A 24,917-nucleotide genomic window follows, 5' to 3' on the forward strand; every position below is an offset into this window, starting at 1 on the left:
TGCAGCTGCACGCTCCCCCACGCTCGGCTTCGCTCGCGCGGGGGGACCCCCATGACCCCGCTCGGCTCGGTCAAGATGTGCTGCGCATCAGAGCCGACCTGATCCATCAGACACCCCCTCACCCCGCAGGGCGACGGCGTACATCTCGTCGGCGTCGAGGCGGCGCAGTTCCTCGGCGATGAGTTCGGAGGTGGAACGGACCTTGAGCGCCAGGGTCCGGGAGGGCTGGCCCGGCAGGGACAGCGTGGCCAGCGGGCCCTCGGGGCGGTCGATGACGATCTCGCCGTTGGCGGTGCCCAGGCGGACGGCCGTGACGACCGGACCGGCGGTGACGACCCGGTCGATCTTCACCTTGAGCCGCGCCTCCAGCCAGCGCGCGAGCAGTTCGGCGGCCGGGTTGTCGGCCTCCGCCTCCACGGCCCCGGAGATGATCTGCGCACGGGCCTGGTCGAGGGCCGCCGCCAGCATCGAGCGCCACGGGGTGAGCCGGGTCCAGGCGAGGTCGGTGTCGCCCGGCGCGTAGGACCGGACCCGGGTCTCCAGCACCGCGAGGGGGTCCTCGACGGCGTACAGGTCGGTGATCCGGCGCTGGGCCAGCGCGCCCAGCGGGTCCTTCGCCGGGTTCTCCGGCGCGTCCACCGGCCACCACACGACCACCGGCGCGTCCGGCAGCAGCAGCGGCAGCACCACGGAGTCGGCGTGGTCGGACACCTCGCCGTAGGTCCGCAGGATGACCGTCTCGCCGGTGCCGGCGTCGGCGCCCACCCGGACCTCGGCGTCCAGCTTGGACGACATCCGGTCGCGGGCGGTGCGGGCGTGCCGCTTGATGACGACCAGGGTGCGCGAGGGGTGCTCGTGCGAGGCCTCCTCGGCCGCCTTGATCGCGTCGTAGGCGTTCTCCTCGTCCGTGACGATCACCATCGTCAGGACCATGCCCACGGCGGGGGTTCCGATGGCGCGGCGACCCTGCACCAGCGCCTTGTTGATCTTGCTTGCCGTGGTGTCGGTCAGGTCGATCTTCATGGCCTGCGCCAGCTCCGTCCGTCTCGTGCGAGCATCTCGTCGGCTTCCTCGGGTCCCCAGGTACCCGACGCGTACTGCGCCGGACGGCCGTGGTTGGCCCAGTGCTCCTCGATCGGGTCGAGGATCTTCCAGGACTCTTCCACTTCCTGGTGACGCGGGAACAGATTGGCGTCACCGAGGAGGACATCCAGGATGAGCCGCTCGTAGGCCTCCGGGCTGGACTCCGTGAACGACTCGCCGTAGGCGAAGTCCATCGTCACGTCCCGGATCTCCATCGAGGTGCCCGGCACCTTCGACCCGAACCGGACCGTCATGCCCTCGTCCGGCTGGACGCGGATGACGATGGCGTTCTTGCCGAGCTCCTCGGTCGCGTTGTGGTCGAAGGGGGAGTGCGGGGCGGTCTGGAAGACGACCGCGATCTCGGTGACGCGACGGCCGAGGCGCTTGCCGGTCCTGAGGTAGAACGGCACACCCGCCCAGCGGCGGTTGTCGACGTTCAGCTTGATGGCCGCGAAGGTGTCCGTCGTGGAGGCCCGGTCGATGCCCTCCTCCTCCAGGTACCCGAGCACCTTCTCGCCGCCCTGCCAGGCGCCGGCGTACTGCCCGCGCACGGCGTGCTTGCCGATGTCCTCCGGCAGCTTCACGGCCCTGAGGACCTTCAGCTTCTCGGTGAGCAGCGACTCGGCGTCGAACGCGGCCGGCTCCTCCATGGCGGTGAGCGCCATCAGCTGGAGCAGGTGGTTCTGGATGACGTCACGGGCCGCGCCGATGCCGTCGTAGTAGCCGGCCCGGCCGCCGATGCCGATGTCCTCGGCCATCGTGATCTGCACGTGGTCGACGAACGACCGGTTCCAGATGGGCTCGTACATCTGGTTGGCGAAGCGCAGCGCCAGGATGTTCTGGACGGTCTCCTTGCCCAGGTAGTGGTCGATCCGGAAGACCTGGTCCGGCTCGAACACGTCGTGCACCAGGGCGTTGAGCTCCCGGGCGCTCTTCAGGTCGCGGCCGAACGGCTTCTCGATGACCGCCCGCCGCCACGACCCCTCGGGCGCGTCCGCGAGGCCGTGCTTCTTGAGCTGCTGGACGACCTTCGGGAAGAACTTCGGCGGTACGGAGAGGTAGAAGGCGTAGTTGCCGCTGGTGCCGCGGGCCTTGTCGAGGTCCTCGACGGTCTGGCGCAGCTGCTTGAACGCCGTGTCGTCGTCGAAGTCGCCCGGGATGAACCGCATCCCCTCGGCGAGCTGCTGCCACACCTCCTCGCGGAACTCGGTCCGGGAGTGCTCGCGCACCGAGTCGTGCACGATCTGCGCGAAGTCCTCGTCCTCCCAGTCCCGGCGGGCGAACCCGACGAGCGAGAAGCCCGGCGGGAGCATGCCGCGGTTGGCGAGGTCGTAGATGGCGGGCATCAGCTTCTTGCGGGACAGGTCGCCGGTGACACCGAAGATGACGAGACCGGAGGGCCCGGCGATCCGCGGGAGACGCCGGTCGCGCTCGTCGCGCAGCGGGTTCTCCCAGTCGGCGGTGATGGTCATTCCGCGTCAACTCCCTTGCTGTCCATCGACTTGGTGACGGCGTCCAGCAGGTCCTGCCAGGCCGCCTCGAACTTGGCGACGCCCTCGTCCTCCAGCTGCCGCACGACCTCGTCGTAGGAGATCCCGAGCGCCTCCACGGCGGCCAGGTCGGCGCGGGCCTGCGCGTAGCCGCCGGTCACCGTGTCGCCGGTGATCACGCCGTGGTCGGCGGCGGCGTTCAGGGTGGGTTCCGGCATGGTGTTGACGGTGCCGGGCGCGACCAGGTCGTCCACGTACAGGGTGTCCTTGTACGCCGGGTCCTTGACGCCGGTCGAGGCCCACAGCGGGCGCTGCTTGTGGGCGCGGGCGCCGCCGAGGGAGTTCCAGCGAGCCGAGGAGAAGACCTCCTCGTACGCCTCGTAGGCGAGTCGCGCGTTGGCGAGCGCCGCCCGGCCCTTGAGCGCCAGGGCCGCGTCCGTGCCCAGGACCGTCAGCCGCTTGTCGATCTCGGAGTCGACCCGGGAGACGAAGAAGGAGGCGACGGAGTGGATCGTGGAGAGGTCGAGGCCCTTCTTCGCGGCCTTCTCCAGGCCGGCGAGGTAGGCGTCCATGACCTCGCGGTAGCGCTCCAGGGAGAAGATCAGCGTGACGTTGACGCTGATCCCGAGGCCGATGACCTCGGTGATGGCCGGGAGGCCCGCCTTCGTCGCCGGGATCTTGATCATGACGTTGGGGCGGTCCACCAGCCAGGCGAGCTGCTTGGCCTCGGCGATCGTCACCGCCGTGTCGTGGGCCAGACGGGGGTCGACCTCGATGGAGACCCGGCCGTCCCGCCCGCCGGTCGCGTCGTGCACCGGACGCAGCACGTCGGCGGCGGCACGGACGTCGGCCGTGGTCATCATCCGTACGGCCTCGTCGACCGTCACACCGCGGACGGCGAGGTCGGTCAGCTGCTCCTCGTAACCCGCCCCCGAGCCGATGGCGGCCTGGAAGATGGAGGGGTTGGTGGTGACGCCGACGACGTGCTTCGTGGCGACGAGCTCGGCGAGGTTCCCGGACTCGATCCGCTTGCGCGACAGGTCGTCCAGCCAGATGGAGACGCCTTCCTCGGACAGGCGCTTGAGTGCTCCCGCGGTCGCGGTTGCTTCGGTCACTGTGATCATCTTCTTTCTGGCGGTCGGATCAACCACGCGCGGCGGCGAGGGATTCCCTCGCGGCTGCGGCGACGTTCTCGGCGGTGAAGCCGTACTCGGCGAACAGGGTCTTGGCGTCGGCGGAGGCGCCGAAGTGTTCGAGGGAGACGATGCGTCCTGCGTCACCTGTGAACCGGTACCACGTGAGACCGATACCGGCCTCGATTGCGACGCGGGCTCGCACGGACGGCGGAAGGACCCGCTCCCGGTACTCCCGCGGCTGCTCCTCGAACCACTCCACGGACGGCATCGACACCACCCGGGTGCCGACCCCCTCGGCCTCCAGTTGCTCCCGCGCGGCGACGGCGAGCTGCACCTCGGAACCGGTGGCGATCAGGACGACGTCGGGGGTCTCCTTGGACGACTCGGCAAGGACGTACCCGCCCTTGGCCGCGTCCGGGTTCGGCGCGTAGGTCGGTACGCCCTGGCGGGTGAGCGCGAGGCCGTGCGGGGCCGGGTTCGTGGCGTGCCGCTTGAGGATCTCGGCCCAGGCGATCGCGGTCTCGTTGGCGTCGGCCGGGCGCACCACGTTCAGGCCCGGGATGGCGCGCAGCGACGCGAGGTGCTCGACCGGCTGGTGGGTCGGACCGTCCTCGCCGAGACCGATGGAGTCGTGCGTCCAGACGTAGGTGACGGGCAGCTGCATCAGCGCGGACAGCCGGACCGCGTTGCGCATGTAGTCGGAGAACACCAGGAAGGTGCCGCCGTAGATCCGCGTGTTGCCGTGCAGCGCGATGCCGTTCATCTCGGCGGCCATCGAGTGCTCGCGGATGCCGAAGTGGACGGTACGGCCGTACGGGTCGGCCTCCGGCAGCGCGTTGCCCTCCGGCAGGAAGGAGCTGGTCTTGTCGATGGTGGTGTTGTTGGAGCCGGCGAGGTCGGCGGAGCCGCCCCACAGCTCGGGCAGCACCGGGCCGAGGGCCTGGAGGACCTTGCCGGAGGCGGCGCGGGTCGCGACGGACGCGCCCTCCTCGAAGACGGGGATCGCGGACTCCCAGCCCTCGGGGAGCTGGCCGGCGACCACCCGGTCGAAGAGCCGCGCCCGCTCGGGCTGCTCACCGCGCCAGGCCGCGATCTGCTTGTCCCAGGCCGTGTGCGCCTCGGCGCCCCGGTCCAGGGCCAGCCGGGTGTGGGCGAGGACCTCGTCGGCGACCTCGAAGCTCCGCTCGGGGTCGAAGCCGAGGACGCGCTTGGTGGCGGCGACCTCGTCGGCGCCGAGCGCGGAGCCGTGGGCGGCCTCGGTGTTCTGCGCGTTCGGGGCGGGCCAGGCGATGATCGTGCGCATCGCGATGATCGAAGGCCGCTCGGTCTCGGCCTGGGCCGTCTTCAGGGCCGCGTACAGGGCGGGTACGTCGATGTCGCCGTCGGCGGCCGGTTCGATGCGCTGGGTGTGCCAGCCGTAGGCCTCGTAGCGCTTCAGGACGTCCTCGGAGAACGCGGTCGCGGTGTCGCCCTCGATGGAGATGTGGTTGTCGTCGTAGAGGAAGACCAGGTTGCCGAGCTTCTGGTGGCCGGCGAGGGAGGAGGCCTCGGCGGAGATGCCCTCCTGGAGGTCGCCGTCGGAGACGATCGCCCAGATGGTGTGGTCGAAGGGGGACTCGCCCTCGGAGGTCTCCGGGTCGAAGAGTCCGCGCTCGTAGCGGGCCGCCATCGCCATGCCGACCGCGTTGGCGACACCCTGGCCGAGCGGACCGGTGGTGGTCTCGACGCCCGCGGTGTGCCCGTACTCGGGGTGACCGGGCGTCTTGGAGCCGTGGGTGCGGAAGGCCTTCAGGTCGTCGAGCTCCAGCTCGTACCCGGAGAGGTAGAGCTGGGTGTAGAGCGTCAGCGAGGTGTGGCCGGGGGAGAGGACGAAGCGGTCACGACCGGTCCACTCGGGGTCCGCCGGGTCGTGACGCATCACCTTCTGAAAGATCGTGTACGCCGCCGGGGCCAGGGTCATCGCGGTGCCCGGGTGTCCGTTGCCGACCTGCTGCACGGCATCGGCCGCCAACAGGCGGGCGGTGTCGACGGCACGCCGGTCGAGTTCGGTCCATTCGAAGGTGTCCGGTGTCTGCGTGCTCATCTTCAAGAAGTCCTCGATCGGAGCGGGTTTGCTGGTCTGACGTGTTCGAACTTAAAAGTCTGACTTTTACGGGGGAAGGTCGCGGTGTGCCAGCCTGTGGTGAAAGTGGGACACGGAACGCTCCAGCTAGGCGGCACGAGAAGGACATGGCGGACAGAACAACCCAAGGCTCCATCCAAGGCGGAGCCGGTGACGGCGGAGTGGACGGGATCAGAACGTTCCCCTTTCCCGTCGAGCAGAGCGTGGGCGGAGTGGGCATGCAGGTCGGCGCCATGGGAGCCGGCCGCACCTGGCATGCGGATGCCCCGCTGGAGCGCGTGCACCGCATCGACTTCCATGTCGTGATGCTCTTCGACGGCGACCCCGTCCGCCACATGGTCGACTTCGCCGAGTACGAGGCGACGGCGGGCGACCTGCTGTGGATCCGCCCGGGCCAGGTCCACCGTTTCGCACCGAGCGGGTACCGCGGAACCGTGCTGACCATGCAACCCGGCTTCCTGCCCCGGGCGACCGTCGAGGCGACGGGGCTGTACCGCTACGACCTGCCGCCCCTGCTGCGGCCCTCCGGGCCCCAGTTGGCGGGCCTGAAGGCGGGGCTGGCCCAGCTCCAGCGGGAGTACGAGGACACGGCGACCCTTCCGCTGAGCCTGCACACCGCGGTCCTGCGGCACACCCTGACCGCGTTCCTGCTGCGGCTCGCCCATCTGGCGGCGAGTGCGGCGGACGCGGGGCGGCGGACGGAGTCGACGTTCACCCTGTTCCGGGACGCCGTGGAGAAGGGCTTCGCCACCAATCACAGCGTCAGCGCCTATGCCGACGCGCTCGGTTACTCCCGCCGGACCCTGGTGCGCGCGGTGCGCGCGGCGACCGGGGAGACCCCCAAGGGGTTCATCGACAAGCGGGTCGTCCTGGAGGCCAAGCGTCTGCTGGCCCACACCGACCTGCCGATCGGCCGGGTGGGCGCGGCGGTCGGCTTCCCGGACGCGGCCAACTTCTCGAAGTTCTTCCAGCAGCACACGGAGCTGACCCCGGCGGCCTTCCGCGCGGAACTGCGCTGAGAACCAGGTTTGTCATGTCCATTTGACGAGCTCTTTGCTGTGCATGACCTGTGCGTGGGGTGATCTTTGCCCGGCGTGGCCCGCGGTTCGTCCGGCCGTCACTCGGGGCCGGCCGGACCCCCCTAGTGTTGCCGCGCCGCCTCCCCACGAACGTCCGTCACCTCTGTCCGGAGGACAGTCATGGCCGCCGTCAAGGCACGCTCGCGCAACCGACGTTCCCTCTCCGCGCTCGCCGGAGCCGTCGCCCTCACCGCCACCTCGATCGGTGTGTGGGCCGCCACGGCCACCACCGCACAGGCCGCCGCTCTCCCCACCCCCGACCACGTGGTCGTCGTGGTGCTGGAGAACCACGCCTACGCGCAGGTCATCGGCAGCTCCAGCGCCCCGTACCTCAACAACACGCTCAAGGCGGGAGGCGCCGACCTCACCCAGTCCTACGGCCTGACCCACCCGAGCGAGCCGAACTACTACATGCTGTTCTCGGGCTCCAACCAGGGCCGCACCGACGACAGTTGTGTGGGGGTGGGGTCCATCTCCGCCCCCAACCTCGCCTCCGAGCTCATCGCCGCCGGCAAGACCTGGGCGAGCTACAACGAGTCACTGCCCAGCCAGGGCTCGACGACGTGCAGCAGCGGCAACTACGCCCAGAAGCACAACCCCTGGTTCGGCTTCTCCAACGTGCCGACCAGTACCGCCAAGACGTTCGCGCAGTTCCCGACCGACTACACCACCCTGCCGAAGGTCTCCTTCGTCACCCCGAACCTGTGCAGCGACATGCACGACTGCTCGGTCTCCACGGGTGACACGTGGATCAAGAACAACCTGGGCGCCTACGCCACCTGGGCCAAGACCCACAACAGCATCCTCGCCGTCACCTTCGACGAGGACAACAAGCTCTCCGGCAACCGCATCCCCACCCTCTTCTACGGTCAGCACGTCACGCCGGGCAGCACGAGCTCCACCACCTACAACCACTACAACGTGCTGCGCACGGTGGAGGACCTGGCCGGTCTGAGCACCCACGCGGGCAACGCCGCCGCCGCCTCCGACATCACCGGCATCTGGAACTGACGCCGGTGTATCTCGCGGACTCCCGCCGCACGGACGCCCGCGGTACCCAGGCCGCCGCCGCCCCGGACACCCGTCCGGGGCGGCGGCCGGCCGCCGTGCCCGCCACCGTGCTGGCCCTGGGCGCGGTCAGCCTGATCACGGACGTCTCCTCGGAGATGGTGACGGCCGTCCTGCCGCTGTACGTGGTCGCCGGCCTCGGCCTCTCCCCGCTCGGCTTCGGCCTCCTCGACGGCATCAACAACGGTGTCGGCGCGCTGGTCCGGCTGGCCGGCGGTCATCTCGCCGACCGGGGCGGCCACCGGCACAAGCTCGTGGCGGGCCTCGGCTACGGCCTCTCCGCCCTGTGCAAACCGTTCCTCCTGCTCGCCCACACCCTCCCCGTGCTCAGCGCGGTGCTCGCGGTCGACCGCACCGGCAAGGGCCTGCGCACGGCCCCGCGCGACGCGATGATCTCGCTCGCCACCGAACCCGCCCACCGGGGGCGGGCGTTCGGCGTCCACCGCGCCATGGACACCACCGGCGCCCTGCTCGGCCCCCTCGCCGCCTTCGCGGTCCTGCGGGCCACGGTCGACGGCTACGACGCGGTCTTCGCGGTCAGCGCCTGCGTGGCCACGCTCGGCGTCCTCGTGCTGGTGCTGTTCGTGCCCCGACACCTCGACACCCCCATGGGGGCCGTACGACCGTCCCGGGCCCCGGATGCCGTACGACCACCCCGGCCACCCGAGCCGCCCCGGCCCCCGGCGCTGCGTGACGCGGTCGGGCTGTTGCGGCGGCCGGAGTTGCGGCGGCTCACGGTGTGCGCGGCCCTGCTCGGGCTGACCACCGTCAGCGACTCCTTCCTGTACCTGCTGCTCCAGCGCGAGGGTGACCTGCCCGCGCACCTCTTCCCGCTGCTGCCGCTGGGCACCGCGGCCTTCTTCCTGTTGCTCGCCGTCCCGCTGGGGGCGCTCGCCGACCGGGTGAGCCGCCGCCGGCTCTTCCTGGCCGGACACGGGGTCCTGCTGCTGGGCTACGGCCTGGTGCTCTCCCCGTGGCACGGCGTCCCGGCGGTGGTCGCCGTGCTCGTCCTGCACGGCACCTTCTACGCGGCCACCGACGGAGTCCTCGCGGCCGCCACCGCCGCGGTCGTCCCGGCGAGGCAGCAGGGTGCCGGGCAGGCGCTGGTCGGCACGGGCCAGGCGCTGGCCCGGTTCGTCTGCTCGCTCGCCTTCGGCGCCGCCTGGAGCCTGTGGGGCGGCCGGACCGCGCTCGCCGTGACCGCGGCCGGGCTGGCGGTCAGCGCCGTCGTGGCCGCGTTCGTGCTCCGTACCGGCGACGAGACCACCCAGGAGGGGCGCGCATGACCCGAACGACCCGTCTCATCACCCTGCTGGTCGCGGTCCTCCTGCTGGCCGCGGTCGGCACCGGGGCGGTGCTGCACGCCGCCCACCGCTCAGGGATGAAGGACGAGCAGCAGGCCGACGGCCCCACGGTCCGGGCCGGCACCGTCTCGCTGCGGCCCACCGGCACGCGCCGCCTGCTGGTCCGCAACCTGGCCTGGGGCCCGCACCGCGACGAGATCGCCACCGTCCCCGCCGACAACCCCGAGGGCCCGCGCACCGCGTCCGGCGTGAAGTGCCTGCGCTTCCACGCGGCGGCCGGCACCGGCATCTGCCTCCAGGCGGTGCACGGCGCCCTGGAGGACACCTACCGCGCGGTGGTGCTCGACTCCCACCTGCGGGTACGGCACCGCTTCCCGGCCGCGGGCATCCCCACCCGGGCCCGGGTCTCGCCCTCGGGGCACATGGTCGCCTGGACGGTGTTCGTCAGCGGTGACTCGTACGCCGGAACGAACTTCTCCACCCGCACGGCCGTCGTCGACACCCGCACCTGGACGATCGACGACAACCTGGAGACCTTCCACGTCGTCAAGGACGGCCGTACCTACCATGCGGCGGACACCAACATCTGGGGCGTCACCTTCGCCGACGACAACCGCTTCTACGCCACCCTCGCCACCGGCGGCCGGACCTACCTGGTGCGCGGCGACGTCGGCGCGCACACCCTCACCACCCTGCACGGCAACGTCGAATGCCCCTCGCTCTCCCCGGACGGCACCCGCGTCGCGTACAAGAAACGCGTCAAGGGCGCCTCGCCGGACGCCCCTTGGCGGCTGTACGTCCTGAACCTGCGGACCATGAAGGAGACCGCGACCGCCGAGCGCCGCAACCTCGACGACCAGGCCCTGTGGTCCGACGACCACACCCTCGTCTACGCCCTCCCCGGCGACTACGGCTCCGACCTGTGGACCGTCCCCGCCGACGGCACCGGCACGGCCCGCCGCCTGATGAAGTCGGCGGTCGCGCCCGCCTACCTCTGACCGGCACCGACTCGCGAGACCGTGTGTGCCGAAGCTCAGCCTTCAGCGAGGGGTGCGCTGCCGGAGGCGTTCTCCCTGCGGCCCGAACAGGACCAGGTACTCGACCGGTCCGTCGGGTCCGGGGTTCGCGACTCCGTGGGGGACGCGGGTGTCGAACTCGGCGGCGTCCCCGGCCGCCAGGACGAGGTCCTGGTCACCGAGTGCCAGCCACAGCCGCCCGTACAGGACGCACAGCCACTCGTAGCCCTCGTGGGAGACCTGCCGTGGCCGCGCGGCCGGCCCCTCGGCAGCAGGCAGGACATGCTTGTGGGCGTGCAGGCCGCCGACGTACCGGGTGAGCGCCAGCACCACCTTGCTGTCACCGAAGCTCAACGGCGCCGAGGCGCGCGGCCCGGCCGCCGGGGCGGGTGCGGTGCCGGCCAGTTCGTCCAGGGAGACGCCGTACTCCTTCGCCAGCCGCAGCACCACCTCCAGGGTCGGCCTGCGCCGGCCGGTCTCGATCCGCGACAACGTGCTCGACGAGATGCCGGTCGCGCAGCTGACACCGGCGAGCGTGGCGCCGCGTTGCTCGCGTGCGGCCCGCAGCCGGGGCCCCATCGCCGCCAGCGTGCCGTCCACCTCGTCGACTGCCACCGTGACCGTCCTTCCGACCGCGCCGCTCCCCGTCCGTCCTGCGAGTTTGCCAGGACGGCAAGAGCGATCGCGTCGGGCGGGCCTCGGGCCGCATGATCGGTGGGTAGCCGCGTCCGCCCGCGAACCGAGGAGAGCCCCCATGCGATCCGAGCCGACCGCCGCCCTCCGCCACCGCACCGTCGAGGCCCCGGCCGGACGCCTGCACCTGGTCGAGCAGGGCACCGGTCCGCTGGTCCTGCTCGTGCACGGCTTCCCCGAGTCCTGGTACTCCTGGCGCCGCCAACTCCCGGCCCTCGCCGCGGCCGGGTACCGGGCGGTGGCGATCGACGTACGCGGCTACGGCCGCTCCTCCAAGCCGGCCGCGACCGACGCCTACCGCATGCTCGACCTGGTGGCGGACAACGTCGCCGTCGTGCGCGCCCTCGGCGAGGAGAGCGCGGTGGTCGTCGGCCACGACTGGGGCTCCAGCATCGCCGCCGCCTCCGCCCTGCTCCATCCGGAGACCGTCCGCGCCGTCGGCCTGCTGAGCGTCCCCTACGCCCCGCCCGGCGGCCCCCGGCCCACCGAAGTCTTCGACCAAGTCGGCGGCCCCGAGCAGGAGTTCTACGTCTCCTACTTCCAGGAACCCGGCCGCGCCGAGACGGAGATCGAGCCCGACGTACGGAGCTGGCTCGCCGGTTTCTACGCCGCGTTGTCCGCCGACACCATGCCCGCCGATGACGAGCCCGACCCGCACTTCGTCGCGCCGGGCGGCCGGCTGCGCGACCGTTTCCCCACCGGCCCGTCCCCGGCCTGGCTGACCGAGGAGGATCTCGACGTCTACGCCGGGGAGTTCGAGCGCACCGGCCTGACCGGCGCCCTCAACCGCTACCGCAACCTGGACCGCGACTGGGAGGACCTCGCCCCCTACCGCGGAGCCCCGATCACCCAGCCCGCCCTGTTCGTCGGCGGCACCCGGGACGCCTCCACCACCTGGATGGCCGACGCCATCGACGCCCACGCCACCACTCTCCCCGCCTTGTCCGCCTCCCACCTCCTGGACGGCTGCGGCCACTGGGTCCAGCAGGAACGCCCCGACGACGTCAACCGCCTGCTGACCGACTGGCTGGCCACCGTCCACGGCTGAACCAGGCGGGCTGTCCGGGGAGTCCGGCGGCGCGATCCGTGGTCATTCCACCGTCAGCAGGAAGACCCCTGTGCCCAGGAGGAGGAGGACCCCGCCCAGGAGGGCCAGGAGCATGAGCGTGCCGGCGACACGGGCGGTCAGGTTGCCCCAGAACTCGGTCCGCCGACCGTCGGGCGTGTCGGTGCGCCATTTCGACGGGATGTCGACGTGTCCCTCGGCGATGGCCGGCGCGGCTCTGCGCACGTCCCCCGGGTGGAAGGAGTGGAAGGTCGGCTCCGCCCCCCACGTGCCCCGGCTCGCCCCGCCGTACGTGCGGACGCGGACGTCCGCACGACGGGCGACACCGGGCAGCCAGTCCTTGCGCACCGGCCAGAGCTTCGCGACCTCGTCACTGCTGAGCCAGGGCTCCTCCTCCTCGTGCGCTGACTCCGACGTTCCCGGCTCCGGTGTGCTGGACATGGCTCCCCCTCGACGCAGCAGGGATCCAGTACACCTCAGCCGCCCTCCACGCCGATAGGGCACCTGCGGCACGGCAGGACACGGGACATGGCCGGTGCCGGGCTCAACCCGAAGGTCAGTGACCGAAGTTGAACCAGTTCACGTTGACGAAGTCCGCCGGCTGGCCGCTGGTGAAAGTCAGGTACACGTTGTGCGTGCCGGTGACGGAGCTGATGTTCGCCGGGACCGTTCTCCAGGACTGCCAGCCGCCCGTGTTGGCGATCGAGAAGCTGCCGACCGGAGTGGCCGTCGGGCTGTCAAGACGCACCTCGACCAGACCGCTCACCCCGCCCGCCGCGCCGCTCGCGACCCGGGCGACGAACTGAGTGGCCGCCGTGGAACCGAAGTTGACGTTCTGGTAGAGCGCCCAGTCGCCGTTGGCCAGCGAGGCGATGTTCTGGCCGCCGCCGGTGTCGGTCGTGGTCTCGGTGCCGACGCCGTTCTGGCCGTTGTAGGACTCCGCCTGGATCGTGCTGTACGCGTCCCGGCCGCCGGTCGGCGGGGGCGTGGTACCGCTCCCGGCAGCCGACAGCACCTGGACGTAGTCCACGACCATGGGCACGCCGGACTGGGTGCCGGAGTCCAGCCCGCCGCCGAACGCGTCCGGGAAGGCGCCGCCCATCGCCACGTTCAGGATGATGAAGAACCCGTGGTTGGTGGCGTTGGTCCAGGTCGTGGCGTCCACCTGGCTCGCGTTGACCGAGTGGAACTGTGTGCCGTCCACGAGGAAGCGGATCGTCTCGGGGCTCACCGAGCGGTCCCACTCCATGGTGTACGTGTGGAAGGCGGACTGGCAGGTCGAGCCCGGGCAGGCGACGTTGTTGCCGATGCCGGTCGTCTCGTTGCAGGGGCCGCCCGGGTTGGTGCCGCAGTGCATGGTGGCCCACACGCGGTTCATGCCCTGGACGTTCTCCATGATGTCCAGCTCGCCGACGCTCGGCCAGTTCTGGTAGTTGCCGCGGTAGGGGGCGCCCAGCATCCAGAAGGCGGGCCAGTAGCCCTCGGCCGCGGTGCCGGTGACGTTCGGCATCTGGATGCGCGCCTCGACCCGCAGCTTGCCGCCGGCCGGGGGCTGGAAGTCGGTGCGGTTGGTCTCGATGCGGCCCGAGGTCCAGTTGCCGGACGCGTTGCGCAGTGGGGTGATGCGCAGGTTGCCGTTGCCGTCCAGCGCCACGTTGCTGGTGCTGTTCGTCATCGTCTCGACCTCGCCGGTGCCCCAGTTCGCGGGGCCGCCCGGGTACGAAGTGCCGGTGGCGTACTGCCAGTTCGAGGTGTTGACGCCGGTACCGGCGGTGCCGTTGAAGTCGTCGACGAAGACCTGCGACCAGCCGGTCGGCGGGGTGGGGGCGGAGGCGTCGGCGGGAAGGGTGGCGGCGGTCGCCAGGGCGGCGGCCAGACCGAGGGCGCTCAGGACGGCGACGAGGGCCCGCCGTCGTCTGGGGATACCGGAGGTTTCACTCATGGGGGTGCCTCTCGGGTACGGGGAGAAGTGAGCGCGGGTGCCTTCGAGAGCCTTTGAGAGCGCTCTCAAAGTGGGCCCAATGTGCTCGCAGTCGCTCCGGTCGTCAAGAGGTTGAGCCGTGAAAGTCCTTTCGGGCCTGGTGAGTTCACCCCTTGAAACCGGGCATACCCGCTAAAGCGCGCTGCCCGCCTTCCAGTCCGCCCACGAGAGGTTCCAGCCGTTGAGTCCGTTCGACGCCTCCACGGTCCGCTCGCCGGAGTTCCTCACGATCACGACGTCGCCGAGCATGGAGCTGTCGTAGAACCTGTAGCCGTCCACGGAGGTGTCGTTGGCGCCCTTGGCGTCGTGCAGGCCGACGCAGCCGTGGCTGGTGTTCTCGTGCCCGAACACCGCTGTCGAGGCCCAGTAGTTGCCGTGCACGAAGGTGCCGGAGGTGGTGAGCCGCTGGGCGTGCGGCACGTCGGGGATGTCGTACTCGTCGCCGAGACCGACCGTCGAGGAGTCCATGTGGGTCTGCTTGAACCGCTCGCTGATCACCATGATCCCGGACCAGGTGGTGTGGTCGGGGTCGCCGCCGGAGACCGGGTAGGTGGCGATCGTCCTGCCGTCCCGCCTCACCACCATCTCCTTGGTGGACAGGTCGACCGTGCTGATCTGTTCGCGGCCGATGTGGAAGGTGACGTCCTTGGACTGCACGCCGTAGACGCCGTCCGTGCCCTGGACGTCCTTGAGCCGCAGGCCGAGTGTGATCCTCGTGCCGGGCGCCCAGTAGGTCTCGGGCCGGAAGTCGAGCCGGGTGTCGCTGAACCAGTGGCCGACGATCTCCACTTCGGGCTCGGCGGTGACGGTGATCGCCTTCTGGACGGCGGCCCTGTCGGAGACGGCGTGGGTGAAGTTGATCGACACCGGCATGCCGACGCCGGAGGTGGAGTTCGCCTCGGGGGTGAAGTAGCCCACGAAGGTCTCGCCGGGAGACCTGGTGGTGAAGGTCGCGGTCTGCGCGGTGCCGCCCTCCGCGGTCGCCGTGACCGTGTACTTCGTGCCCGAGTAGGGGTTCCTCGCCGAAGTCCACTCGGTCTTGGTGCCGTTGAGGGATCCGGCCAGGGTGGAGCCGTCGTTGCCGGTCACCCTCACGGAGGCGAGGGTGCCGTCGGTGACGGTGACCCGGACGGGACTGGAGAAGTCGGCCTTCGCGGTCCCGTCGGCGGGGGTCACGGCTATCGTCGCCTTCTTCGCCGCGGCCCGCGCGGACGGGGTGGAGGAGCCCTCCGAGGCGTCGGCGGAGCCGCTGCATCCCGTCAGGACGACGGCGGCCGGCACGGCACCCAGAGCGGCGAGCATCCCGCGCCGGGACCACCTCTGCGGCTGTCGCCCGGACCGGTTCGATATGTGCGGGACGCCCACGGCACACCTTCCTGAGATATCCACCTTCGCCGGGTGCATGCTGCCTCGCGCACATGTGCTGCTCCTTGGAATCACCGGGCCGTTCCCTGAGATTCCGGTGAGGACTGCCCCTGCGGAGGGGCACGGAGAGGAGGCCGGCCAGTCGGCCGGCCCCCTGATCCGTCGGGATCCTCAGGCGTTGCTCGGTACGGGCGGCTCCGGTGCCGGCTCGCGCAGACCGAACCGTTCGTGTGCCGCGCGCAGCGGCTTCGGGGCCCACCAGGCCCGCCTGCCGAGCAGGGCCATCGTCGCCGGGACCAGCAGCATCCGTACGACCGTCGCGTCGATCAGCACGGCCAGGGTCAGTCCGAGACCGATCTGCAGGATGGGCGAGAACCCACCGGTCATGAAGGCGCCGAAGACCACCGCGAGCAGCAGCGCGGCACACGTGACCACCCGCCCCGACCGGCGCAGCCCGGTGACGACGGCCTCCTGCTCGTCCCCGGTGTGCTGCCGCGCCTCCGGCATCCGGGCAAGGATGAAGATCTCGTAGTCCATGGCCAGCCCGAAGGCGATCGAGACGATCAGCGGGGGCGCCGTCAGGCTCAGCGCGCCCAGCCCCTCCCCGCCGAGCAGCCCGGCCCCGTGGCCGTCCTGGAAGACCCACACCACCACACCGAGCGCGGCGCCCAGACTGAGCAGGGTGGTCGCGATCGTGCGCAGCGGGATCAGCACCGAGCCGGTGAAGGCGAAGAGCAGGACGAAAATGCCGGCCAGGACGGTCAGGGCCGCCCAGGGTGCCCGCTCGGCGAGCATCGCGCGGAAGTCGACCAGCCGGGCCGCGATCCCGGTGACCTCGACGGGTTCGTCGCCGCGCACCTCCCGGACCCGCTCGACCAGGCCGGTGGCCGCCCCGCCGTCCACGCTGCCCGGCGGCCGCAGCTCCACGACCGTGGTGCCGCCCGGCAGGTCGCGGGACTCGGCGTGCGGGACCAGGGCGCGGACGCGGTCGGCGGTCGCGGGGTCGGTGCCGGGCCTGAGGACGACCACCACGGGGGAGACGCCGGTGCCCTTCGGGAAGTGCGCGTCGACGGTGTCGTACAACTGCCGTGCCTCGGTGCCGGCGGGCAGCTGGCGGGCGTCGCCGATGGCGATGCGCAGGCCGGTCACGGGCAGGGCCAGGACCAGCAGGGCCGGAACCACGGTCACCAGGACGGCGATCCGGCGGCGCTGCGCGAAGCGGGCGAGGCGGGCGAAGACGCGGCCCTCCTCGTCCTCGGTGCGCGCCTTCGACGGCCGGATCCGCCCGCCGAACTTCGTGAGCAGCGCGGGCAGGAGGGTGACCGCGGCGAGCATGTCGACCACGACCACGGCGGCCACGGCCAGACCCATGCTGCGCAGGAACACACTCGGGAAGACCAGCAGTCCGGTGAGGCTGACGGCGACGGTGAGCCCGGAGAACAGGACGGTCCGGCCGGCCGCGGCGACCGTACGGTGCACGGCCTCGACCACGTCGTCGGTGTGCCGGCGTTCCTCGCGGAAGCGGACCAGCGTCAACAGGGCGTAGTCGACGGCGAGTCCGAGGCCCAGCATGGTGGTGACCTGGATCGCGTACACCGAGATGTCGGTGACCTGGCTGAAGACGAACAGGCCGAGGAACGCGCCCGCGATCCCGCTCACCGCGATCACCAGCGGCAGCGCGGCGGCGCGCAGTCCGCCGAACACGACGAGCAGCAGGGCGAGGACGACCGGCAGGGAGATCAACTCGGCGTTCTTCACATCCTGTTGGGCCCGCTCGCCGAGCTGCCTGCCGAGGAGTTCGCCGCCGCTGACGTGGACGTCGGGCGCGTCGATCCGTTTGACGGTCTCGACGGCCGTGTCCGTGGCCTCCTCCTCGGCCTCGTCGCTGAGGCCGCCGTCGAAGGTGACGGGGATGACGAGGGCCTGTCCGTCCCGGGCGGTGAGACCGGGGGTGGTGTACGGGTCCGGTACGTCGGCCACCCCGGCGATCTCGCGGACCTCGGCGACGGTCCGTTCGACCTGGGCGCGCAGGGCCGCGTCGGAGACGGCCTCGCCCGCGACGACCGCGGTGACGGACTCGCCGGTCGGGTCGATGCCGGAGAGGTAGTCGTCGGCCAGGTCGGACTCGGTGCCGGGGACGTCGGGCACGTCGTCGGAGAGGTCGGCGAAGACGCCCGTCCCGAGGCCGAAGCCGAGCAGCAGGAACGCCGCCCAGAGTCCGATGACGGTCAGCGGGCGGCGGGTCGCCGCCCGGGCGAGTGTGGAGAGCACGGGGGCCTCCCGGCGGGTTGGCGGTGGTCGATGGCACCCTCAGGCTCCTGCGGCCGGCGTGATCACCGGATCGCCGTCGCGGGCGGTTTCCAGGACTCCGTCGTACGGGTGAGTCCGGGTGCCGGCTCACTCCCGCGGGGGAGGAATCTTCGGTACCGGTCGGGGAGTTGACCTTGGAGACAGCTACAAGGAGGCCGTATGTCCGAGGTACCACCCACCGTCCGTGAACTCCGGCTCGTCGTCACGGCGGAGGACTACGACGAGGCGCTGCGTTTCTACCGGGACGTCCTGGGGCTGCCCGAACGGGCCGCGTTCTCCTCGCCGGACGGCAGGGTCACCATCCTGGAGGCGGGGCGAGCCACGCTGGAACTGACCGACCCGAACCACGCGGCCTTCATCGACGAGGTCGAGGTCGGCAGGCGGGTCGCCGGGCACATCCGGGTGGCGTTCGAGGTGGACGACTCGACGGCCACCACGACGAGGCTGGCCGAGGCCGGCGCGGAAGTCGTCGCCGAGCCGACCCGCACACCGTGGAACTCCCTCAACTCCCGTCTGGAGGCGCCGGGTTCGCTCCAGCTCACCCTCTTCACGGAACTCGACGGCTAGGCGGACCCCGGCGTCACCAGGCCCGTCTCGTACGCGCAGATCACCGCCTGGACCCGGTCCCGCAGGCCCAGCTTGCTCAGGACGTTGCTGACGTGGGTCTTCACCGTGTGCTCGCTCACGAACAGGGTCGTGGCGATCTCGGCGTTGGACAGGCCCCGCGCCAGCATGCGCAGGGTCTCCACCTCGCGGGCGGTCAGGACGTCCAGGCGGTCGGGGGCGGGCTCGGTGGCCGCCTCCTCGCGGCGCCGGCGCACGATGTCCGCCACCAGGCGGCGGGTGATCGCCGGGGCGAGGAGGGAGTCGCCGCCCGCGACCACCCGGACCGCGTGGACGAGGTCGTCGCGGCGGACGTCCTTCAGCAGGAAGCCGCTGGCGCCCGCGTACAGGGCGTCGTACACGTACTCGTCGAGGTCGAACGTGGTCAGCATGACCACCTTGCAGCCCGACTGCGCGCACACCCGCCGGGCCGCCTCCAGACCGTCCATGACCGGCATCCGGATGTCCAGGAGGAGCACGTCGGGCGTGTGCCGGCGGACCGCGTCGACCGCCTCGGCGCCGTTCCCCGCCTCGGCGACCACCTCGATGTCCGCCTGCGCCTCCAGGATCATGCTGAAGCCGCTGCGGACCAGTTCCTGGTCGTCGGCGACGACCACCCGGATGCTCACCCGAGGGCCGCCTCCCGGTCGGCGCCGGCGGGCAGCCGTACGACCACCCGGAAGCCCCCGTCCGGACCCGGCCCGGTCTCGGCGCTGCCCCCGCACGCGGCCGCCCGTTCCCTGAGGCCGATCAGCCCGTGCCCGCCGTCCGTCCGCGCGGGCCCGCTGCCGTCGTCGGTCACCGTGAGTGTCAACTCGTCCTCCGCCCAGTCGAGTTCCACCTGTGCGCAGGAAGCGTACGCGTGCTTCACGGTGTTGGTCAGGGCCTCCTGCACCGCGCGATAGGCGGCGACCTCGGTGTCCGGGGGCAGCGGGCGCGGCCGGCCGCGGATGCTCAGGTCGACGCGCAGCCCGGTCGATGCGGCGACCTGGCGGACCAGGGACGGGAGTCCGGTGAGGTCGGGCTGCGGCAGCCGGGCGGCACCGCCCCGGCGCTCCTCCTCCTTCAACACCCCGAGAATCCGCCGCAGTTGGGCCATCGCGTCCCGGCCGCTGGTCGCGATCGCGTCGAACGCGGCCTCGGCGCGGGCCGGATCGCTGCGGACCACGACCGGTCCGGCCTCCGCCTGGACGACCATCAGGCTCACCGCGTGCGCGAGGATGTCGTGCATGTCGCGGGCGATCCGGGAGCGTTCCTGGGCGATGGCCTTCGCGGTCTCCGCGGCCCGTTCCCGTTCCAGCCGGGCGGCCCGGTCCTCGACGGCCGCGGTGTACGCGCGCTGGACGCGGGCCAGCACACCGAGGCCGTACGCGCTGATCATGCCGGTGATGTGGAAGGCGTACTCGAAGGGCTGGGAGTGCTCCTTGTGCTGCATGGTCAGCACGGCCCCGAGCAGCCAGCTCGCCAGCATGCTGCGGCGCTGCCAGGGCAGGCCCTGGGCGGCCATGGTGTAGAGGACGACGAGGCCGCCGTAGAGCACGTCGGGCGGTGGGGCGTGGTAGTAGGCCATCGCGGTGGTGGCCGCAGAGACCGCCAGGGCGGACGCGTAGGGGGAGCGGCGCCGCCACACCAGGGGGACGGCGGTGGCGGCTCCCAGCAGCCAGCCCGTCAGGGTGAGCCGGTCGTCCCCCTCGTCCGGGAACATCCACTGGAGCGACGCGGCGAACAGCACCAGCACGGCGAGCGCGCCGTCGACGACGTACGGGTTCGTCGTCCGCAGGCGGGTCGCGACGAGGTCGTACAGGGACCGTGCGGCGGGCATGAGCGGCTCCTCGGGGCCGGGGCCGTTCCAGTATCACGACGCCGGCGCGGCCGGGGCCTCACCGGTGCGAGGGATATCCGGCGCCCGAACGGGGCGTCACAGTGGGCTGCCAGCCCAGCGCCCGCGAGATCCCCAGCGCCGCGAGCCGTACCGCCGGGATCAGCGCTGGCACCTGGGCGTCGGCCTCGGGGACGACGACGGAGACGGCCGCCACCACCGTGCCGTCCGGACCGCACACCGGGGCCGCCACCGACAGGGCGTCGTCGGTGACCTGACGGCTGCTCACCGCCACGCCCGTGCGCCGGACCTCGGCCAGGACCCGGCGCAGTTTCGCCGGTTCGGCGATCGTGTACGGCGTGAAGATCGCGAGCGGACTCGCGCAGTACTCCTCCTGCTCCCGCGGGTCGCAGTGCGCCAGCAGCACCAGGCCGACCCCGGTCGCGTGCAGCGGCCAGCGCGCGCCGACCCGGATGTGCACGCCGACCGACGAGCGCCCCGAGATCCACTCGATGTAGACGACGTCCGAACCGTCCCGTACCGCCAACTGCACGTTCTCGTGGGTGGCTTCGTACAGGTCCTCCAGGTACGGCAGCGCCAGCTGCCGGAGGGCGACCCCGCGCGGCGCGAGCGCGGCCACCTCCCAGAGGCGGAGCCCGACGTGGTAGACCCCGGCGTCGTCCCGCTCCAGCGCGCCCCAGTCGGTCAGCGCGCCCACCAGGCGGTGGGTCGTGGTCAGGGTCAGGCCCGCGCGGCGGCTGATGTCGGTCAGGGAGAGCGCGGGGTGCTCGTGGTCGAACGCGGCGAGCACGGACAGCAGCCGGTCCGGCGCGGAACGCACGGTCATGGCTGGTCGGCGACTCTCAGCAGGAGGGCCTGGAGGGTCTCGCGCTCGGCCGGGTCGAGCGGCGCGAGCAGGTCGTTGGTGACCCGTCTGCCCGCCTCGTCGGTGCCGCGCAGGAAGGCGCGGCCGTCCTCGGTCAGCACGACGATCTTGCTGCGCCGGTCGTCGGGGGAGGGCCGGCGCTCGGTCATCCCCAGCTTCTCCAGGTCGTCGACCAGGCCGACGATCGCGCTCGGGTCGTAGCCGAGCCGGGTGCTCAGCTCGCGCTGGAGGGCGCCCTCGGACCCGGCGAGATAGCGCAGCACCGCGTAGTGCCGCAGCCTCAGGCCCGACTCCTGGAGGAACGTGTTGAACAGCTGACCCGAGCGCAGGCCGAGGCGGTACAGCAGATAACCGGTGTCCGCGTGCAGCCCGCGCATCCACGGCTCGTCCGAGTCGATGGGGTTCGGGTTCGTGACGTGCTGGCGTGTGATGGCGGGCTCCCCGGGTCGGTGCGTCAGGAGAATTCCAGCATGACGCACCCGTAGGTCGCGAACAACTATTGACGTCAACAATTATTGCTCTTAGCTTCGATCTCGAAGCCGCGCTCCCCGTGACCCCGGGGAAGCACTCCATGTGAAGGGACCCGCTCGTGCCCAGCATCGATCTCTCCGGCAAGGTCGCCGTCGTCACCGGCAGCGGCCGGGGCCTCGGCCTCGCCTACGCGCACGCCCTCGCCGCCCACGGCGCCTCCGTGGTCGTCAACGACGTCGACGAGGCGGTCGCCGAGCAGGCCGTGAAGTCCATCGCCGAGGCCGGCGGCACCGCCGTCGCCGAGGTCGTCCCGGTCGGCACCACCGAGGCCGCCGAGCGGCTGGTGAACCGGGCCGTGGAGGAGTTCGGGCGGCTGGACATCCTGGTCACCAACGCCGGCATCCTGCGCGACAAGGTGCTGTGGAAGATGACCGACGACGACTTCGACGCGGTGATCACCACCCACCTCAAGGGCACCTTCACCTGCGCCCGCGCCGCGGCCGTACGGATGCGCGAGCAGGGCGAGGGCGGCTCCCTGATCCTGGTCGGCTCCCCGGCCGGGCAGCGCGGCAACTTCGGGCAGACGAACTACGCCGCCGCCAAGGCCGGCATCGCCGCCTTCGCCCGCACCTGGTCCATGGAGCTGGGCCGCGCGAACATCACCGTCAACGCGATCGTGCCGGTGGCGGCCACCGCGATGACCGAGACCATCCCCGCCTTCGCCCCGTACATCGAGGCCATGAGGAACGGCGAGCCGCTCCCCGACTTCCTCCGCAAGGGCGAGGGCTTCGGCACCCCCGAGGACTGCGCGGCCCTGGTCCCCTTCCTCGCCTCCGAGGCCGCCCGGGGCATCACCGGGCAGGCCATCGGCATCGGCGGCGACAAGGTGGCACTCTGGTCCCATCCGCAGGAGATCAGGACGGCGTACGCCGACGGCGGCTGGACCCCCGACACGCTGGCCGACGCCTTCCCCACGTCGGTCGGCGCCGAGCTCCAGACGGTCGGCATCCCGGCGCCGAAGTTCCCGGAGGCCTGATGAACATCGAGGACCTGGTCGCCATCGACGTCCACACCCACGCGGAGGTGTCCTCCAAGGGCCACTCCTCCCTGGACGACGACCTCCACGACGCCTCCTCGGCCTACTTCAAGGTCGAGGGCAAGCGGAAGCCGACCCTGGAGGAGACCGCCGCCTACTACCGCGAGCGGAAGATGGCCGCCGTGATCTTCACGGTCGACGCCGAGTCCGCGACCGGCACCGCCCCCGTCCCCAACGAGGAGGTCGCCGAGGCGGCCGCCGCCAACTCCGACGTACTGATCCCCTTCGCCTCCATCGACCCCTTCCGCGGCAGGGCCGGCGTGAAGCAGGCCCGCCGGCTGGTCGAGGAGTACGGGGTGAAGGGCTTCAAGTTCCACCCCAGCATCCAGGGCTTCTTCCCCAACGACCGCTCGGTTGCGTACGACCTCTACGAGGTCATCGAGGAGACGGGCACCATCGCCCTCTTCCACACCGGCCAGACGGGCATCGGCGCCGGGGTCCCGGGCGGCGGGGGGATCAGGCTGAAGTACTCGAACCCCCTCCACGTGGACGACGTCGCCGCCGACTTCCCGCACCTGAAGATCATCCTGGCGCACCCGTCCTTCCCCTGGCAGGACGAGGCCCTCGCCGTCGCCACCCACAAGCCGGGCGTGCACATCGACTTGTCCGGCTGGTCGCCGAAGTACTTCCCGCCGCAGCTCGTGCAGTACGCGAACACGCTGCTCAAGGACAAGGTCCTCTTCGGCTCCGACTTCCCCGTCCTCACCCCCGACCGCTGGCTCGCCGACTTCGAGAAGCTGTCGATCAAGGACGAGGTGAAGCCGAGGATCCTCAAGGAGAACGCCGCCCGCCTGCTCGGGCTGACCAAGCCATAAGGGGCCCCAGATGCGCAACGAGGGACTGGGCTCGTGGCCCGCACGCCGGGCCCGCAAGACCCCGCACCGCACCGCCCTGATCCACGGCGACACGACACTCTCGTACGCCGGACTGCACACCCGTGTCACCCGCCTCGCGCACGCCCTGCGCGCCCGGGGCATCCGGCGCGGCGACCGGGTCGCCTACCTGGGCCCCAACCACCCCTCCTATCTGGAGACGCTGTTCGCGGCCGGAGTCCTCGGCGCGGTCTTCGTCCCGCTCAACACCCGCCTCGCCGGGCCGGAGATCGCCTACCAGCTCTCCGACTCCGGGGCCAGGGCGCTGGTCTACGGCCCCTCGCACGCGGGCCTGGTCGCCGGACTGCCGGGCAGCACCGACGTCCGGACGTACGTCGAAGTCGGCGCCGAATACGAGCAGTTGCTCGCCGAGGCGCCGAGCGAACCCATCGACGAGCCGGTCATCCCCGACGACACCTGCATCATCATGTACACCTCGGGCACGACAGGGCGTCCCAAGGGCGCCATGCTCACCCACGGCAACCTGACCTGGAACGCGATCAACGTCCTCGTCGACCACGACCTGATCGCCGACGAACGCGCCCTGGTCTCCGCCCCGTTGTTCCACACGGCGGGCCTGAACATGCTGACCCTGCCGGTGCTGCTGAAGGGCGGCACCTGCGTCCTGGTCGAGGCCTTCGACGCCGACGCGACCTTCGACCTGATCGCCCAGCACCGGATCACCTTCATGTTCGGGGTGCCGACGATGTTCGAGCAGGTGGCCAGGCACCCGCGCTGGGCGGACGCGGACCTGTCCTCCCTGCGCATCCTGACCTGCGGCGGCTCCCCGGTGTCGACCTGGCTGATCACCGCGTACGGGGAGCGGGGGCTCACCTTCCTCCAGGGCTACGGCATGACCGAGGCGTCCCCCGGCACCCTGCTGCTGGACGCCGAGCACTGCGCCAGCAAGGTCGGCTCGGCGGGCGTGCCGCACTTCTTCAGCGACGTCCGGGTCGTACGGCCGGACCTGGCACCCGTCGACATCGGCGAGACCGGCGAGGTCGTGCTCCGGGGCCCGCACGTCATGTCCGGCTACTGGGGGCTCCCCGAGGAGACCGCCGCCTCCTTCACCGACGGCTGGTTCCGCAGCGGGGACGCGGCCCGGATCGACGAGGACGGCTATGTCTACATCGTCGACCGCATCAAGGACATGATCATCTCCGGCGGCGAGAACATCTACCCCGCCGAGATCGAGGACCTCCTCCTCGGCCATCCGGACATCGCCGAGTGCGCGGTCATCGGCGTCCCGGACGAGAAGTGGGGCGAGGTGCCGAGGGCGGTCGTCGTCCCGCGCGAGGGCGCCACGCCCGACCCCGACGAGATCCTGGCCTCCCTGGCCGGACGGCTCGCCAAGTACAAGATCCCCAAGTCGGTGGTGGTCGCGGACGAACTCCCGCGCACCGCCTCCGGAAAGCTCCTCAAGTCCCGGGTGCGCAAGCGCTACGGCAACAGTTAAG

General features: G+C 71.4%; 22 protein-coding genes. 9 read left to right on the forward strand and 13 right to left on the reverse strand.

What is annotated here, in order from left to right:
• Window positions 1-87: 87 nt before the first annotated feature.
• From opcA to tkt, 4 genes are read right to left on the reverse strand one after another with little or no spacing between them, the layout of a single operon-like run.
• A complete protein-coding gene (gene opcA, locus AC2XR2_RS36665) occupies window positions 88-1,023 on the reverse strand; it encodes a glucose-6-phosphate dehydrogenase assembly protein OpcA (protein WP_381296364.1) in 936 nt (311 codons plus the stop codon).
• Window positions 1,020-2,555: a glucose-6-phosphate dehydrogenase gene (gene zwf / locus AC2XR2_RS36670; protein WP_330263348.1), complete on the reverse strand. Its 1,536-nt coding sequence runs from the start codon at window positions 2,553-2,555 to the stop codon at window positions 1,020-1,022. Before zwf ends, opcA begins: the two co-directional genes overlap by 4 nt.
• Entirely contained in the window at window positions 2,552-3,697 is a 1,146-nt protein-coding gene (gene tal / locus AC2XR2_RS36675; protein WP_491517408.1) for a transaldolase, read from the reverse strand. Before tal ends, zwf begins: the two co-directional genes overlap by 4 nt.
• A gap of 19 nt (window positions 3,698-3,716) precedes the next feature.
• Complete coding sequence (gene tkt, locus AC2XR2_RS36680; protein WP_491517409.1) at window positions 3,717-5,792, reverse strand: transketolase; 2,076 nt, start codon at window positions 5,790-5,792, stop codon at window positions 3,717-3,719.
• A gap of 146 nt (window positions 5,793-5,938) precedes the next feature.
• On the opposite strand from tkt, the gene AC2XR2_RS36685 reads away from it, so the two are divergent.
• From AC2XR2_RS36685 to AC2XR2_RS36700, 4 genes are all read left to right on the forward strand, one after another.
• Window positions 5,939-6,850, forward strand: coding sequence for a helix-turn-helix transcriptional regulator (locus AC2XR2_RS36685; RefSeq protein WP_449349509.1), 912 nt, complete (start codon window positions 5,939-5,941; stop codon window positions 6,848-6,850).
• Between the two features lie 180 nt (window positions 6,851-7,030).
• Window positions 7,031-7,921, forward strand: a complete 891-nt coding sequence (locus AC2XR2_RS36690) for an alkaline phosphatase family protein (protein ID WP_381296371.1) — start codon at window positions 7,031-7,033, stop codon at window positions 7,919-7,921.
• A 5-nt stretch (window positions 7,922-7,926) separates the two neighbouring features.
• Window positions 7,927-9,264 carry an MFS transporter gene (locus tag AC2XR2_RS36695; RefSeq protein WP_381296373.1) on the forward strand — a complete coding sequence of 446 codons (1,338 nt, stop codon included), beginning with the start codon at window positions 7,927-7,929 and terminating at the stop codon, window positions 9,262-9,264.
• Entirely contained in the window at window positions 9,261-10,280 is a 1,020-nt protein-coding gene (locus tag AC2XR2_RS36700; protein ID WP_491517410.1) for a TolB family protein, read from the forward strand. Before AC2XR2_RS36695 ends, AC2XR2_RS36700 begins: the two co-directional genes overlap by 4 nt.
• Before the next feature lie 42 nt (window positions 10,281-10,322).
• Here AC2XR2_RS36700 and AC2XR2_RS36705 read toward each other — a convergent pair whose 3' ends face one another.
• Window positions 10,323-10,913: a helix-turn-helix domain-containing protein gene (locus AC2XR2_RS36705; protein WP_491517411.1), complete on the reverse strand. Its 591-nt coding sequence runs from the start codon at window positions 10,911-10,913 to the stop codon at window positions 10,323-10,325.
• Between the two features lie 139 nt (window positions 10,914-11,052).
• On the opposite strand from AC2XR2_RS36705, the gene AC2XR2_RS36710 reads away from it, so the two are divergent.
• Window positions 11,053-12,039: an alpha/beta fold hydrolase gene (locus AC2XR2_RS36710; protein WP_491517412.1), complete on the forward strand. Its 987-nt coding sequence runs from the start codon at window positions 11,053-11,055 to the stop codon at window positions 12,037-12,039.
• A 42-nt stretch (window positions 12,040-12,081) separates the two neighbouring features.
• Here AC2XR2_RS36710 and AC2XR2_RS36715 read toward each other — a convergent pair whose 3' ends face one another.
• The 4 genes from AC2XR2_RS36715 to AC2XR2_RS36730 all read right to left on the reverse strand — a co-directional run bounded on the left by AC2XR2_RS36715 (window position 12,082) and on the right by AC2XR2_RS36730 (window position 17,674).
• A complete protein-coding gene (locus AC2XR2_RS36715; protein WP_491517413.1) occupies window positions 12,082-12,498 on the reverse strand; it encodes a hypothetical protein in 417 nt (138 codons plus the stop codon).
• Window positions 12,499-12,613: 115 nt separating this feature from the next.
• Complete coding sequence (locus AC2XR2_RS36720) at window positions 12,614-13,999, reverse strand: glycoside hydrolase family 16 protein (RefSeq protein ID WP_491517414.1); 1,386 nt, start codon at window positions 13,997-13,999, stop codon at window positions 12,614-12,616.
• A 171-nt stretch (window positions 14,000-14,170) separates the two neighbouring features.
• Window positions 14,171-15,403, reverse strand: a complete 1,233-nt coding sequence (locus tag AC2XR2_RS36725; protein ID WP_381296384.1) for a L,D-transpeptidase — start codon at window positions 15,401-15,403, stop codon at window positions 14,171-14,173.
• A 171-nt stretch (window positions 15,404-15,574) separates the two neighbouring features.
• Complete coding sequence (locus AC2XR2_RS36730; protein WP_491517415.1) at window positions 15,575-17,674, reverse strand: MMPL family transporter; 2,100 nt, start codon at window positions 17,672-17,674, stop codon at window positions 15,575-15,577.
• Window positions 17,675-17,872: 198 nt separating this feature from the next.
• On the opposite strand from AC2XR2_RS36730, the gene AC2XR2_RS36735 reads away from it, so the two are divergent.
• Window positions 17,873-18,280: a VOC family protein gene (locus tag AC2XR2_RS36735; protein ID WP_381296388.1), complete on the forward strand. Its 408-nt coding sequence runs from the start codon at window positions 17,873-17,875 to the stop codon at window positions 18,278-18,280.
• Here the strand turns inward: AC2XR2_RS36735 and AC2XR2_RS36740 are convergent.
• Genes AC2XR2_RS36740 through AC2XR2_RS36755 form a run of 4 tightly spaced genes read right to left on the reverse strand, consistent with a single transcriptional unit; the run spans window position 18,277 to window position 21,398 of the window.
• A complete protein-coding gene (locus AC2XR2_RS36740; protein WP_381296390.1) occupies window positions 18,277-18,945 on the reverse strand; it encodes a response regulator in 669 nt (222 codons plus the stop codon). The genes AC2XR2_RS36735 and AC2XR2_RS36740 overlap by 4 nt on opposite strands.
• Window positions 18,942-20,138: a sensor histidine kinase gene (locus tag AC2XR2_RS36745; protein WP_491517416.1), complete on the reverse strand. Its 1,197-nt coding sequence runs from the start codon at window positions 20,136-20,138 to the stop codon at window positions 18,942-18,944. Before AC2XR2_RS36745 ends, AC2XR2_RS36740 begins: the two co-directional genes overlap by 4 nt.
• Window positions 20,139-20,196: 58 nt before the next feature.
• Window positions 20,197-20,982, reverse strand: a complete 786-nt coding sequence (locus AC2XR2_RS36750; protein WP_449349499.1) for an IclR family transcriptional regulator — start codon at window positions 20,980-20,982, stop codon at window positions 20,197-20,199.
• A complete protein-coding gene (locus AC2XR2_RS36755; RefSeq protein WP_185093282.1) occupies window positions 20,979-21,398 on the reverse strand; it encodes a MarR family winged helix-turn-helix transcriptional regulator in 420 nt (139 codons plus the stop codon). Before AC2XR2_RS36755 ends, AC2XR2_RS36750 begins: the two co-directional genes overlap by 4 nt.
• A 212-nt stretch (window positions 21,399-21,610) precedes the next feature.
• Between AC2XR2_RS36755 and AC2XR2_RS36760 the strand changes: the two genes are divergently transcribed.
• Genes AC2XR2_RS36760 through AC2XR2_RS36770 form a run of 3 tightly spaced genes read left to right on the forward strand, consistent with a single transcriptional unit; the run spans window position 21,611 to window position 24,916 of the window.
• Complete coding sequence (locus tag AC2XR2_RS36760; RefSeq protein WP_491517417.1) at window positions 21,611-22,528, forward strand: SDR family NAD(P)-dependent oxidoreductase; 918 nt, start codon at window positions 21,611-21,613, stop codon at window positions 22,526-22,528.
• Window positions 22,528-23,403, forward strand: a complete 876-nt coding sequence (locus tag AC2XR2_RS36765) for an amidohydrolase family protein (RefSeq protein ID WP_381296396.1) — start codon at window positions 22,528-22,530, stop codon at window positions 23,401-23,403. The genes AC2XR2_RS36760 and AC2XR2_RS36765 overlap by 1 nt, the downstream gene beginning before the upstream one ends.
• A gap of 10 nt (window positions 23,404-23,413) precedes the next feature.
• On the forward strand, window positions 23,414-24,916 hold the full coding sequence (locus AC2XR2_RS36770; RefSeq protein WP_491517418.1) for an acyl-CoA synthetase: 1,503 nt from the start codon (window positions 23,414-23,416) through the stop codon (window positions 24,914-24,916).
• Window position 24,917 lies beyond the last annotated feature (1 nt).

It is taken from the genome of Streptomyces sp. LS-MS-L19, assembly GCF_058382285.1.